We start from the raw sequence: 13,553 nt of genomic DNA, 5'->3' as shown, positions 1-13,553 counted from the left end.
CCGCGTGGCGCAATTCCTCCCCCTTTCCGTCTACCGAACGAGTACCGCCGTGTCCTTCTTTGCAAACGTGGAACTGGTCCCAGGCGACCCGATCCTGGGCCTGACCGAGGCGTACAACGCCGACAGCCGCCCGACCAAGGTCAACCTGGGTGTGGGCATCTACTACGACGAGAGCGGCCGCATTCCGCTACTGCGCGCCGTCAAGCAGATCGAGCAGCAGCTCGCCGCTGAAGCCAAACCGCGCGGCTACCTGCCGATCGATGGCCTGCCGGCGTACACGCAGGCCACGCGCGAGCTGGTGTTCGGCAAGGACTCGCCGCTGCTGGCCGCCGGCCGCGTCACCACCGCACAGACCGTCGGTGGCAGCGGTGCGCTGCGTGTCGGCGCCGATGTGCTGAAGAAGCTGCTGCCGCACGCCACCGTTGCACTGAGCAACCCGAGCTGGGAAAACCACCGCGCCGTGTTCAGCGCGGCCGGCTTCGAAGTGGTGGATTACACCTACTTCGACCCGACCACCCACGGCGTCAACTTCGACGGCCTGCTGGCCGACCTGGGCAAGCTGGAAGCCGGCACCGTGGTGCTGCTGCATGCCTGCTGCCACAACCCCACCGGCGCTGACCTCACGGTCACCCAGTGGAAGCAGGTCGCGCAGCTGCTGAAGGAAAAGCAGCTGTTCCCCTTCATCGACATGGCCTACCAGGGCTTCGACAAGGGCATCGAGCAGGACGGCGCCGCCGTGCGCATCATCGCCGAAGCCGGCATCGACAGCTTCATCGTCGCCAATTCGTACTCCAAGTCGTTCTCGCTGTACGGCGAGCGCGTGGGTGCGCTGTCGATGGTGGCGCCGACCGCCGCTGACGCCAAGGCCGTGCAGTCGCAGGTCAAGCGCGTGATCCGCACCATCTACTCCAGCCCGTCCACCCACGGTGCCGCGCTGGTGGCCGGCGTGCTGACCAACCCGGAACTGCGCGCGATGTGGGAGCAGGAGCTGACCGAGATGCGCGAGCGTATCCACGCACTGCGCCAGGGCCTGGTGGAGAAGCTGGCCGCTGCCGGTGCCCCGCAGTTCGGCTTCATCAACGAACAGGCCGGCATGTTCTCCTACTCCGGCCTGAGCCGTGAGCAGGTCGAGCGTCTGCGCGACGAGTTCGGCATCTACGCCGTCGGCACCGGCCGCATCTGCGTGGCCGCGCTGAACCAGAACAACCTGGAATACGTCGCCAAGGCCGTGGCCACCGTCGCCAAGGGCTGAAACAACGCTCCAGTGGTTTGAAGACAAAGGCGCCGAAAGGCGCCTTTGTTTTTTGCTTTTGCTCTTGCCTTTGCCATCCCCACCGCGCTCGCGGCGAACCCTGAAGCGCGTGGGAGGGGGAGGTGATGCAGGACCGTTGGCGCCATGGGCCCGAGGCATGCCTCGGGCGGGTTGGGCAGGACGCACCACCCCGGTCTTGCCGTGTGCGCAGGACAGCGCACACGAGCAAGGCGCCATCGAGCTTACATGGACGTACTTGCAGCGTGTCCTGCATCGCCTCCCCCTTCCACGCGCCTCGACAAAAGGAAGGCGCCACGAGCGCAACGCATCTGGAAACGATTACGCCTTCCCGCGCTCACGCACGGCCCCGCCATACGGGCGACAATAGGCGTTTTCCCGCTGCCGAGACCTGCCCGACCATGTCCCGTACTTCGTTGACCCGCTTCCTGATCCAGGAACAGCACGCCGGCCGCATCAATGCCGACCTGCGCCAGCTGATCGCGGTCGTCGCCCGCGCCTGCACCAGCATCTCCATCGCCGTCAGCAAGGGCGCCCTCGGTGGCGTGCTCGGCGACGCCGGTACCGGCAACGTGCAGGGCGAAGCGCAGAAGAAGCTGGATGTGATCAGCAACGAGATCCTGCTCGAAGCCAACGCCTGGGGCGGCCACCTCGCCGCCTGCGCCTCGGAGGAAATGGACCACAGCCAGCCGGTGCCGGACATTTATCCGCGCGGTGATTTCCTGCTGCTGTTCGATCCCCTCGATGGCAGCTCCAACATCGACGTCAACGTCTCCGTCGGCACCATCTTCTCGGTGCTGCGCTGCCCGACCAACGTCGAACTGCCGGGCGATGATGCCTTCCTGCAGCCGGGCAGCAAGCAGATCGCCGCCGGCTACTGCATCTACGGGCCCAGCACCCAGCTGGTGCTGACCGTCGGCCACGGTACCCATGCCTTCACCCTGGACCGCGAGAAGGGCGAGTTCGTGCTGACCACCGAGAACATGCAGATTCCGGCGGCCACCCAGGAATTCGCCATCAACATGTCCAACCAGCGTCACTGGGAAGCGCCGATGCAGGCCTATGTTGGTGATCTGCTGGCGGGCAAGGAAGGCGCGCGCGGCAAGAACTTCAACATGCGCTGGATCGCCAGCATGGTCGCCGACGTGCATCGCATCCTGACCCGCGGCGGCATCTTCATCTACCCGTGGGACAAGAAGGATCCGTCCAAGGCCGGCAAGCTGCGCCTGATGTACGAAGCCAACCCGATGGGCCTGCTGGTCGAACAGGCCGGTGGCGCTGCCTGGACCGGCCGCGAGCGCATCCTCGACATCCAGCCCGACCAGCTGCACCAGCGCGTGCCGGTGTTCCTGGGTTCGCGCGAGGAAGTGGCTGAAGCCGTGCGCTACCACCACGCGCACGACGACGCGCAGGGCTGACGGCCTATCGCCTGACAGCGGTCATGGCAGTTCGGTGACATGACCGTGGGGTGACACCGAGGGCGGCAAACGGCACCATCAAGCCGTTGCCGCCTAAGGAATGCACGCATGCACGAGCAGGGCCCGGTCGATTTCATCGAAGTCATCCACAACGCCGTCCCCAGCGAGGTCTGCGCGGCCATCGTTGAGCGCCTGCGCGCTACGCGTGGCCTGCAGCCCGGTGCGGTGGGCAGTGGCGTGTTCCCGGAACTCAAGCACAGCAAGGATCTGCGCATCAGTGGCCTGGACGGCTGGCAGGATGTCGATCAGCAGCTGCAGATCGCGGTGTTCAATGGCCTGCTGACTTATCTACGCCGTTATCCACAGGCGTTGATCGCGCCGCTGATGTTGCAGATCCAGGACAGCAACGGCCAATCGCGACGCCTGTCTGCCGAGGACTTCCCTGACATGCCGCAGCAGCAGCTGGCCGATCTGGCCCGCACCTGCCTGCGCCCGGGTGCGATCAACCTGCAGTGGTATGCGGCAGGCGAGGGCGGCTACCCGTACTGGCATTGCGAGCTGTACCCGAAGGATGCGCAGGCCGAGACCCTGCACCGGCACGTGCTGTGGACGCTGTACCTCAACGACGACTTCGACGAAGGCGAGACCGAATTCCTGTTCCAGGGGCGGAAGATCGCGCCGCGCACCGGCAGCCTGCTGATTGCGCCGACTGCGTTTACTCATACCCATCGTGGCAATCGGCCACAGGGTGGGGACAAGTTCATCGCGACGAGTTGGATCCTGTTCCAGAGTGCGCAGAAGTTATTTGGGGGGTAATGCGGTGCAGCAGCACATGTAACAACAGACCGCTACTTCCCTCTCACTGGGTGGGCCTGATCAAACGGTGAGGCGTCCGGGTCAGCTTTTCCCGTCCAGGCATCCAGTTGCCCAATGTCCAGTTCCGTTGTTCTAAATCTCTCAGAAACACGAGCAGGAATGTCACACTCTCCCCGCCATTCCAACGGGCTCTTCTGATCGAAGAGAGCGTCGACCTGAATATCAACGCGGCCCGGACTAGACGATACAATCGTAATCGTTCCTGACGATGCAGCGCCATAGCATCCATTCTTGCCCGCGAACGCACTGGGCCCGGTGCTACGGAATGCCTTGGCTATGCCATCCGCTATTTTGTAGGAATCGCCAGACTTTAGCCCGTCTGGCAACTCGACAGTGAGCTTCATGAAACTCGATCTATCGCTCCTCCACGAGGAATAGAATGTTCTGATTCCGAACACCTTGCGGTCGCCAGGGACGATCTGATGGCAATCGAAAAGAAGACGCCGACTATCGACCCGCAAACAGTCCTGAGCATTCATCGCCGCCTTATCGACGAAGAATCGAACACTCTTTGCTGCAGCTGCGTCGCCGCTGGGAATGGAAAACAGAAATGCACAGGCTGTCAACGTTAGAAAATTATTCACAGCTTTCTGTAGCAAGCTTGATCTTGGTAGCATTTCGGCTCGTTCTCCGCGCGGCCTCATCGTAGATTTCCTTGTGGCGCCCAGTGTACTTATCTCCATTTCCCGAGAGCACGCCTCTATTGCGATGGAGAACTTCATGGACGATGGTGTCATATAGCTCTCTCTTCTGAGCATCAGAAAGGACCTCAAGATACTGCTTGTCTAAGTAGAGCCTTCTGGTTACGTGATTGTACTGCCCGGCCACATTTCCCATATCCCTTACAAATGGGTCACGTGCAGGGAAATCAAGATCCGTTTCCGTTGCCTTCGCGAGTGCGTATAGGCGATCAATGTCCTCCTGAGTCAAACCTAGTGGATCAATGAAGTTTATTGGATTCCCTGAGACGTACGCGTAGGTATTCAATCCCCCCGCCAAGCCAATCGGATCACTCTGCACATACCGGCCAATGCTCGCGTCATAGTCGCGGAAGCCGTTGTACCAGAGTCCGCTTTCCGCGTCGTAGTACTGGCCCGGGAAGCCAATGTTCAACCCGCCAATCTCATCCTTCTGGACGCTACGTCCGTAGGCGTAGTTGTACGCCTTCCAGACGGTCTGCTGGCTTGGGCTGGTGACGAACTCCGGGCGTCCCAAATGATCGGTATGCACGTAATTGTGCTGCCCGCTGCGAGCAAGCCCAACCAGTTCACCTTCAAACCAGAAGTAGTTGGTCCACACCCCGTTGTTCAGCTCAGTCATGAGCTGGTTCTGGCCGGCGTAGAAGTAGCGGCTGTTGGTGGTCTGGTTGATCTTTGCAACGCGCTGCCCCTGCGCATTGAGCACGTAGTCAGTCGCAATGCCACCGATGTTGCTGCGGCTCATGCGATTGAAGGCGTCATACTCGTAAGTGCTGATCCGGCTGCCTGCGGTCTCGCTGATGCGGTTTCCCAATGCGTCGTACTGGTACTGACGGCTGCCGTCCTGGTTGGTGTAGTTCAGCACCCGGTTGCTCCCCGGGTCGATGCTGTATTGGGTCAGCTGATTTCCTGCCTGGTAGCGGTCGTGATTGCCGCCGGCATCGTAGGAAAGATTGTTGATGACACCGAAGCGGGTCAGCTTGGTCATACGACTCAACGCGTCGTAGCCGATCAACTGGGTCATGTTCGGGTCGACAGCGTCGACAATGGCGGTGATTTCGCCATCGCCGCTGTACTGATAGTCCCAATAGCTGACCTTGCTGCCATTGGGTCCCCAGACCGACATTGCGGTCAGCCGCCCCTCCTGATCGTGGTTGTAGCCCCGGGCAAGCCCGTTGCCGTAGGCCAGCCACTCATGCGCTCCCGTGACCTTCCAGTTTGCCTGGGAAATGATTGAGCGCTGAGTCCCGTCGACCGTCGCCATCAACGCACTTGGTTTTCCTTGGGAGCCATATGTGTAGGTCGCCTTGTCACCGTTGGGATAGGTGATCTGGCTCAGGCGATTGATGCCGTCGTATCCATAGGTGGTGCTGTAGTCCGTCTTCTGACCAGACAGATCGGTGAAGTCGCGGCGTATCTGCAGCTGACCGTTCGGTGTATAGGCAAAATGGGTGGCGGTTCCGGGCCCTGAAGTGCCGCACAGTTGGCCTTTACCATTGCCGCACCAATCGTAGCTGTAACCCATTGTTCGGCCTTCTGCGCTCGCAGAAGTCATTCGTCCCAGACCGTCGTAGCCGAAGGAGACGACGCTGCCATCGGCCCGCGCCGTCGATGTCCGCAGACCTGCAGCATCGTACTGGTGCTGTGTCGTTCCCGTGTCCGGACTCACCTGTTTCCAAAGCTGGCCGAAACCATCGAATTCGTAGGTGGTAACGAGATTGCGGGGATCGCTCACACGGATCGGGCGATCTGCCAGATCGTAGGCAATCTGGGTCGTGCCCCCGGCGGCGTCGATTGATTTGATCAGGCGTCCACGCGGATCGTAACTCATACGGGTGACGCGATTCTGCGAATCGGTCACCTGGGTGACTCTCCCCTCTGCGTCGTAGACGTACCTTATGCTTCTTCCCTGCTCAGTGCTCTCGGATATCACACGCCCCAACTCGTCGTACTGATAGTTCACGGAAGAGACGATGGTATTTAGCCCCATCATGGCCAAGGCAATTGCGGACATGTCTTTTGGGCCTTCCTTAGCGTGGCTCTTCGCAGAATTTCGGGTTGCAGCTACCCTTGTCGTTTTCCGCCCTTACCGTCACCTGTGCCTGCGGCCCCCAAGAGGTGGGCCCAGATGCCAACTGGCCCATATACCCGAATTGCGCAACACCACTGCCGGTGTTCACGGGCGAGACGATCACGGTGAATGTGGCTACAGCGCCTGGTGCGACCGGAGACGAAAGCCCGATGGCCTCGCTGGTCCGCAACGTCCTCAGGACCATATAGGTATCGCTTGGATTCCAGATGACATTGCCAGTGTTCCGGAACTGGAATGTCACGCTGGATGACTGGCCATTGAAGATATGAGGCGCCGAGGTTGATGCGGAAACCAGCTCGGCGCTACGCACCACAGCAGGTACGGTAAAAGCACCTGAGCGATTGATGGTCAGGTTCGGACCGCCAACAGGCGAGATACCGTGCACGTATAGTGCTTTGCCTCCGTGATTCGATCGTACGTTGCCGTCAAGAGGAATCTTGAACCAATAGGCACTTCCGCGTGCCTGACACGCGTTGGCAACGTTTCCGTCGGTGGCCAAGTTGGCGCGGCTCGAAGCGACGAATGTACCGCCACCAGCTGCGCCACCGGCATAGACGTGTACGTCGATCGAGGCGTCCACGCCAGCTGAGCAGGCCCAGCCTTCAATGAAGAAGTTCCAGTTGCCGTCCTGGGTCACGCCGCCGATGTCACCAACGATGCTTGCAGTTGGAATCGCAAACACCCCTGAGTTCGCGAGCGGTCGATCCTGGCCGCGGCCCTGCGGAGATTGGCCGTAGACGGAGAATTTGCGACCGCCCAACTGTTGCCTCTGGGCTAGCGATATCGGCAACTGATACCTATAGGCACTACCTGATGCTTTGCAAGCCGCAGCAACACCTGGCTCGCTGGCAAGGTTTGCCTGAGTGCTACCCAGATAGACGTTGCCATCGGCGTAACCGTCCACCTGGATTGACCCAGCCGAGCCGGTGGAGCAGGCCCAGCCACGTACGAACCAGTTCCACTGCGCATCATGGGTGATTTCGTCAATCACGCCGCTCACCACCGAATCCAGCGGATAGTCGGTTTGTGAAACCTCGGTGCGCGTGCGATTGGAGGCGTTGTTGTAGCTATGACGGGTCCACGCCCACTTGCCGTCCCCCATCGAACGGACTTCCTGTGTCAGTCGGCGCCCTGCATCGTAGCCGTAGCGGACTGTTACGCCATCAGGCTGGGTAAGCGAGGCGATGTCACCTGCAGCGGTGTAGCCAAAGGCGGTCGTCGCCCAGCCGGTTCCCGAACTGGTTCTGTCGAATAGAACGCGGCCGCGGCCGTCGTACGTCAGCTCTCGCACACCACCGTTCGCGTTGACGATGCGCCCCGGCAGCCCAAGTCCGTTGTAGTTGGAATAGCTGATCGTATGACCGAGAGCGTTGGTGGTGCTGGTCAGATCGCCCTGGTTGTTGAAGGTCGAGGTGACGTCATCCTGCGGAAGCGGGCCATCGATTTTGATCGAGGCCTTCAATCCATTGGCGTGATAGCTATAGGTGGTGCGGGTTACCCGCGTCTGGCTGGGCACCCCACGTGCCGTCAGATTGCGCTCAGTCACGCTGGCCACGTTTCCGCGATCGTCATAGGTGTAGGCGACTTCAAGATCACCCACCACCGTTGTCTTGAGCAGCCGGTTACGCGCGGTATCCCACTCCTGCAACGTCGTACGTTCGGCCGTGCTGCCGACCGCTTCCACCCGCTTCAGCAGGTAACCCTGTGCGCTGTAGTCGAAGTTGGTCAGATTGTCCTGGAAATCATGGACCAGATCAGGGTACCCATTGGCGTCGTAGCTCTGCTCCTTGTAGCTGGCAGGGCAGTTCGGCGACGGATCACCCTTGGTCGACACCATCTTTCCGTCCTTGAACGTGTAGGTGGTGCTGCGGCCAAGAGGGTTGATCACAGTGACATCGATATCGACGGGCCGCGTAAGGCTCGGCGCAGCGGCGGCGGTCATGCCGAGAGCGCTCTCCATCGGCAGCGAATCGACAGGCAGCGAGCGCGGCTGGTAGCAGATGCGTGAGCCTCCGGGGCGCTGCTCGCACCATCCACGCTCTTCGTCGGCGCGGACACCGCCCGGTCGAGCCGGGGCGGGGGGCGGAAGCACCGGTTCGGTGCTGCGCACGGCGTAGTTGAAGCGGAATCGTTCGATGCCGCCATTGTGCTCGGTGCTGATGGCGCGCCGCTCCGCGTCGTAGGCAAACGTGGAATAGCGCACGCCGTCAAAGGACTTGCCGGTCAGGGCACCCGGGAAGCGGCCGTCTTCGTAGTGGTAGCTGATCGTCGTTGCAGGAGCGCCTGGCAATGTCGTGCTGGCGAGCCGCCCACGCCCATTCCCGAACACGTTGGGGGTATAGGTGTAGCGGTAGATGTTGCCGGCCGGGTCGGTCACCTGGGAGACCTGTCCATTGGTCCAGCCAAAGCTGATACTGCGTCCCGAGGAGTGGGTGACCTTCTGCAGGTAGCGATCGGTATAGGAGAACGTCCAGCTCACACCTTGCTCATTGCTGAGCCGGGTGATGTAGCCCTCGGCGTTGTAGATTTCCGTCCCGTTGTTTTCGTTTCGAAGCGTGAACGTGCCGTCTCCGTTCGCGGCGAGATACGCGATGGGCTGGGCCTTGTCCTCGTACCAGCGGCCGCTGGCTGGATCCTTGAGATACTTGATGCGGCGACCGTCGGGCCGTTGTACCCACGCCAGCTGGTTTGCATCGGTGAACGCGAGCGAATAGTCGAAGTTGCTCAGCCAGTGATTGCCGAACAGACCGGTCGCGCTCCAGTAATGATTGTAGTTGCGCTGCAGGAACAGGCCCATTTCGCCCTGGCTGGCGAAATCGAGTTCCGGCTCGACCTTGTTGCCGCTGTAGAGCACGACAGGATTGCCCTTGCGGCCATTACAGTCCTTCTCCTTGTCATCGGTCGGCTGTTCCTTCGCCGTTTCGGTCGGAATTGCACCGCCGCCACCGCCATTGTCCATCTGTGACTCGGACAGGTGGACACCACTGCCGCCACCAAATCCAAAACCGCCTGCACCGCCACCTCCAACAGGGAGCGTGGCGGTGACTTGAACGGTTTCGAGGGTGTTTGCCGCAGTTGCCAATGTCATCGGCAGGGAAAGCAGCGGCAGAAGAAGAAGTCGGGACTGCAAGGTGTTCCGTGTTGCAACGTGCGTCATGCGCTTGCCTAGCTCCTCATCCGAGACCGACTCATTCAGTCATCGGGAATTCATGTTTGTAACGAGTGTATGACGGCACGCTGCAACGGTGCAATGGAGGCACGTAATGTTTCTCGTGCATTGCCCATCAATGAGCTGGGCACAGCACAGCGCGACGAATCGCTGGTGCATACGCCAGCAGATGTACACACCTCAGAAGAGCGAACCCTGTGGCGAATCCTTCTTCGGCGGCAGCGGCTTCTGGAACCGGCTGCAATCCAGCTTCGGCCAATGGCTGTTCTGCGCATTGAAGCCGAGACGCTTTCGCGCCAGCTTGAAGCGGTTGTTCAACAGATCGGCATACACGCCCTGGCCCCGCATGCGCGTGCCGAACTGGCTGTCGTAGTCCTTGCCGCCGCGCAACTGCTGGATGGTACTCATCACATGTGCGGCGCGATCTGGATGATGGGTGTCCAGCCACTCGCGGAACAGCGGCGCCACTTCCAGTGGCAGGCGCAGCAGCACGTAGCCTGCGGTGCTGGCACCGGCATCGTGTGCGGCCTCCAGCACGGCTTCCAGTTCGCTGTCGTTGATCCACGGGATCACCGGCGCCACCATTACACCCACCGGAATGCCGGCGTCATGCAGACGCTTCATTGCGCGCAGCCGTGCATGCGGCGCCGACGCGCGCGGTTCCAGCTTCGCGGAGAGGTGCGGGTCCAGCGAGGTTACCGAGAAATGCACGCTGACCAGGTTCTCCGCCGCCAACGGTGCAAGCAGATCGATATCGCGCTCGACCAGCGCGTTCTTGGTGATCAACGAAAACGGATGCTTGGTTTCCAGCATCACTTCGATCAACTGGCGGGTGAGTTTGAACTTGCGCTCGATCGGCTGGTACGCGTCGGTGTTGATGCCCAGCGCGATCGGCTGCGGCACGTAGCCCGGCTTCGACAGCTCCTTGCGCAGCAGTTGCGGCGCATTGGTCTTGGCGAACAGCTTGGTCTCGAAGTCCAGGCCTGGCGACAGGTTCAGATAGGCGTGCGAGGGTCGCGCGAAGCAGTACGAGCAGCCGTGCTCGCAACCGCGATAGGGATTCACGGATTGACTGAAGCCGACGTCCGGCGAGGTGTTGCGGGTGATGATGCTGCGCGCGGTTTCGGCGCGCACTTCGGTGCGCAGGCGAGGGGCGAGGAACTCTTCGCTCTCGTCGACCGCCCAGCCGTCGTCCACCGCCTCGCTGACGGTGCTTTCAAAGCGCCCGGCAAGGTGGGACGTGGAACCTCGGCCCTTGATCGCAATACCCATTGCGGCAGGGTACGTCGTGGTTGTCTCAATGGCTGCGACGGCCGCCTGAAGGGTTCAGCGCCACCCGTAGAGTCGAGCCTTGCTCGACTGCACCCAGGGTGGCCCCAGACCGAAGTCGAGCAGGGCTCGACGCTACAGGGGAGGGGTCAGAGCAGCGCCAGGTACCCGCGCACCGTGGCGTCCAGCCCGTCGTACAGCGCCTCACCGATCAGCGCGTGGCCGATCGACACCTCCAGCACGTCCGGCACGTTGGCCAGGAAATCGCGCAGGTTGTCCTGCGACAGATCGTGGCCGGCGTTCACGCCCAGGCCAACGGCCTGTGCACGGCGTGCGGCAGTGGCGAACAGCGCCAGCATCGCGTCAGCATCACCAGCCGCATGCGCCTCCGCATAGGGCCCGGTGTACAGCTCGATGCGGTCCGCACCCACTTCGGCCGCCTGCTCCAGCAGCGGGTTGCCCGCGTCGACGAACAGGCTGACCCGGCAACCCATCGCTTTCAGTTCGGCAATCAACGGGCGCAACCGCTCGGCATCGCGCTCGAAGTCGAAACCGTGGTCGGACGTGATCTGCCCATCGCCATCCGGCACCAGGGTGGCCTGCGCCGGACGGGTCTGTTCGCACAGCGGCAGCAGCCCCGGGTAACCCTCGCGCGGCGGCGCAAACGGGTTGCCTTCGATGTTGAATTCGACGCCACGCGCGCGGGTCAGCGTGGACAGGGCCAGCACGTCCTCGGCGGTGATATGGCGGCGGTCCGGTCGCGGATGCACGGTGATGCCATGCGCGCCGGCATCCAGGCAGGCCTGGGCGGCGCGTACCACGTCCGGTTCGGCACCGCCGCGCGAATTGCGCAGGACGGCGATCTTGTTGACGTTGACGCTGAGCTGGGTCATGGAACGAAACTACTTGGAAAGAGGGGATGGATCGTGATCGTTGGGGTCGTCACCGCGGCGGGCCTGGGCCTGTTCGCGCAGGCGGCGCAGTTCTTCGGCATCGACCAGTGTGGACGGATCGCGCTGTGGATCACCGAAACGGGCCACATAGCGGCCGCGTACCCAGGCCAGCAGGAAGGCGAGGGCGGCCAGCAGGCACAGGGTCATCAGCCCGGGGCTGGGGGTCTTCAGCGCGAAGGCGAAACAGCCCAGCGCCAGCAGCAGGTACAACCAGTACATAGTCGGGCTCCCCGGATGATCGGCGCAGTGTAGCGCTGCGTCAGAGCAGCGGCGAGGCCAGCCGGGCGAAGGCCTCGGGCAGGCGGTGCAGCCACAGCGAACGACCGGCCTGGTCGTGCACCCGCGTGGAACGGTCGAATTCGCCCTGCAGCAGTTCGGCCAGCGCAGCCACCCGGTCACGGTCGCTGATCATCATCGACAGCTCGAAGTTCAGCCGGAAGCTGCGGTGATCGAAGTTGGCACTGCCGACGATGCAGACGTCGTCATCGGCGATGAAGGCCTTGGTATGCAGCATGCGTGGGCCGTACTCGTAGATCTTCACCCCGGCATGCAGCAGCTCGTCGAAGTAGGAGCGGGCGGCCTGGGTGACGAACCAGGAATCGCTCATCTTCGGCACCAGCAGGCGCACGTCCAGCCCGCCCAGCGCGGCCGAGGTCAGTGCCATCCGCGCCGCTTCGCCCGGCACGAAGTAGGGCGTGACCAGCCAGACGCGCTCGTGCGCTTCCTGGATCGCCGCCACATGCAGGCGATGGATCGTTTCCCAGCCCGAGTCCGGGCCGGAGACCAGCACCTGGGCGTTGATCGCACCATCGACGCGCAGCGGCATGTCAGCTGGCCACAGACGCGCGATGTCCATGCGCGAGGGATCCTGTCCACTGGCGTAGAGCCAGTCCTCGGCGAATACCAGCTGCAGGCTGCGCACCACGTGGCCGCGGATGCGCATGTGCAGGTCGCGGTAGGCATCCGCCCTGCGGCTTTCATCCTCGTCGTCGGTGATGTTGATGCCGCCGGTGAAGGCGAGGCGGCCGTCGACGATCACCAGCTTGCGGTGGGTACGCAGGTTCAACCACGGGCGCTTGAATGGCTTCAGCAGCTGCCGTGGGTGGAACCAGATCGCTTCGCCACCGGCGTCGAGCAGCGGCTGCAGGAAGCGGCGGGGCAGGGCAGACGAACCCACCGCGTCGAGCAGCAGGCGCACCTGCACACCCGCGCGGGCGCGCTCGACCAGGGCGTCGCGCAGCGCGGTGCCGGCATGGTCCGGGTTGAAGATGTAGTACTCCAGGTGCACGTGATCGCGGGCCTGCGCGATGGCGTCCAGCAGGGCCGCGTAGGTTGCCGCGCCATCCACCAGCCAGGTGACTTCGGTGGCGCTGCTCGGCGCGAGCCCGGTCGTGGCCTGTGCGACCTTGGCCAGCTCGGTGCAGTCGGCGTCGGGTGGGCAGACATCGCTGTAGTGCTCCATCCCCGAGCGGGCACGGCCACGGCGCAGGCGCTGCCGCTTCACCTTCTGCGGGCCCAGCAGGTAGTAGATGAAGAGACCCAGGTAGGGCAGCAGCGCCAGCGACAGGATCCAGCTCAGCGTGGCCACCGGCTCGCGCTTCTGCAGCATGATCCAGCCCGCCAGCGCGAACAGGTACAGCAGATAGGCGACCGCCAGGATCGTGCCAAGGTGGGCGATGCCGTCGAGCCAATGGCGCAGGGAGTCGAAGAGGGCGAGCATCCGCGGATCATAACGGTCCAGACCGTCAGGCATAAAAAAGACGCCCCTGTTTCCAGGGGCGTCTGCAGTCGCGTCATGACTGTTGTGT

At 62.5% G+C, this 13,553-nt stretch carries 9 protein-coding genes; 3 read left to right on the top strand and 6 right to left on the bottom strand.

What is annotated here, in order from left to right; genetic code table 11:
• The first annotated feature begins 49 nt into the window (after nucleotides 1-49).
• The 3 genes from ACZK3J_RS00100 to ACZK3J_RS00090 all read left to right on the top strand — a co-directional run bounded on the left by ACZK3J_RS00100 (nucleotide 50) and on the right by ACZK3J_RS00090 (nucleotide 3,504).
• On the top strand, nucleotides 50-1,252 hold the full coding sequence (locus ACZK3J_RS00100; protein ID WP_049462449.1) for an amino acid aminotransferase: 1,203 nt from the start codon (nucleotides 50-52) through the stop codon (nucleotides 1,250-1,252).
• 419 nt (nucleotides 1,253-1,671) lie between these two features.
• On the top strand, nucleotides 1,672-2,688 hold the full coding sequence (locus ACZK3J_RS00095) for a class 1 fructose-bisphosphatase (RefSeq protein WP_014035428.1): 1,017 nt from the start codon (nucleotides 1,672-1,674) through the stop codon (nucleotides 2,686-2,688).
• Between the two features lie 108 nt (nucleotides 2,689-2,796).
• A complete protein-coding gene (locus ACZK3J_RS00090; RefSeq protein WP_134950649.1) occupies nucleotides 2,797-3,504 on the top strand; it encodes a 2OG-Fe(II) oxygenase in 708 nt (235 codons plus the stop codon).
• Between the two features lie 636 nt (nucleotides 3,505-4,140).
• Here ACZK3J_RS00090 and ACZK3J_RS00085 read toward each other — a convergent pair.
• The 6 genes from ACZK3J_RS00085 to cls all read right to left on the bottom strand — a co-directional run bounded on the left by ACZK3J_RS00085 (nucleotide 4,141) and on the right by cls (nucleotide 13,465).
• The gene (locus tag ACZK3J_RS00085) at nucleotides 4,141-6,276 is read right to left on the bottom strand and encodes an RHS repeat-associated core domain-containing protein (protein WP_277779116.1); all 2,136 of its coding nucleotides are present in this window, start codon (nucleotides 6,274-6,276) and stop codon (nucleotides 4,141-4,143) included.
• Nucleotides 6,277-6,292: 16 nt separating this feature from the next.
• Nucleotides 6,293-9,511, bottom strand: coding sequence for a DUF6531 domain-containing protein (locus tag ACZK3J_RS00080; RefSeq protein WP_277779117.1), 3,219 nt, complete (start codon nucleotides 9,509-9,511; stop codon nucleotides 6,293-6,295).
• Nucleotides 9,512-9,703: 192 nt separating this feature from the next.
• Nucleotides 9,704-10,795: a PA0069 family radical SAM protein gene (locus ACZK3J_RS00075; RefSeq protein WP_414577308.1), complete on the bottom strand. Its 1,092-nt coding sequence runs from the start codon at nucleotides 10,793-10,795 to the stop codon at nucleotides 9,704-9,706.
• Nucleotides 10,796-10,941: 146 nt separating this feature from the next.
• Nucleotides 10,942-11,685 (bottom strand): pyridoxine 5'-phosphate synthase, encoded by a 744-nt coding sequence (locus ACZK3J_RS00070; RefSeq protein WP_277779118.1) that lies wholly within the window; start codon nucleotides 11,683-11,685, stop codon nucleotides 10,942-10,944.
• Nucleotides 11,686-11,694: 9 nt separating this feature from the next.
• Entirely contained in the window at nucleotides 11,695-11,964 is a 270-nt protein-coding gene (locus ACZK3J_RS00065; RefSeq protein ID WP_032129280.1) for a hypothetical protein, read from the bottom strand.
• A 40-nt stretch (nucleotides 11,965-12,004) separates the two neighbouring features.
• Nucleotides 12,005-13,465 carry a cardiolipin synthase gene (gene cls / locus ACZK3J_RS00060; RefSeq protein ID WP_414577311.1) on the bottom strand — a complete coding sequence of 487 codons (1,461 nt, stop codon included), beginning with the start codon at nucleotides 13,463-13,465 and terminating at the stop codon, nucleotides 12,005-12,007.
• Nucleotides 13,466-13,553: the final 88 nt, after the last annotated feature.

It is taken from the genome of Stenotrophomonas sp. 86428_Sma (assembly GCF_056481585.1).
The sequence above is the reverse complement of the archived record's forward strand: the minus strand, read 5'-3'. Positions and strand labels throughout refer to the sequence as shown.

Bases quoted from the DNA above. Each gene is read 5' to 3' on its own strand.
- ACZK3J_RS00095 (WP_014035428.1), top strand. From the start codon at position 1,672: ATGTCCCGTACTTCGTTGACCCGCTTCCTGATCCAGGAACAGCACGCC.
- ACZK3J_RS00090 (WP_134950649.1), top strand. From the start codon at position 2,797: ATGCACGAGCAGGGCCCGGTCGATTTCATCGAAGTCATCCACAACGCC.
- ACZK3J_RS00085 (WP_277779116.1), bottom strand. From the start codon at position 6,276: ATGTCCGCAATTGCCTTGGCCATGATGGGGCTAAATACCATCGTCTCT.
- ACZK3J_RS00080 (WP_277779117.1), bottom strand. From the start codon at position 9,511: ATGACGCACGTTGCAACACGGAACACCTTGCAGTCCCGACTTCTTCTT.
- ACZK3J_RS00075 (WP_414577308.1), bottom strand. From the start codon at position 10,795: ATGGGTATTGCGATCAAGGGCCGAGGTTCCACGTCCCACCTTGCCGGG.
- ACZK3J_RS00070 (WP_277779118.1), bottom strand. From the start codon at position 11,685: ATGACCCAGCTCAGCGTCAACGTCAACAAGATCGCCGTCCTGCGCAAT.
- ACZK3J_RS00065 (WP_032129280.1), bottom strand. From the start codon at position 11,964: ATGTACTGGTTGTACCTGCTGCTGGCGCTGGGCTGTTTCGCCTTCGCG.
- cls (WP_414577311.1), bottom strand. From the start codon at position 13,465: ATGCTCGCCCTCTTCGACTCCCTGCGCCATTGGCTCGACGGCATCGCC.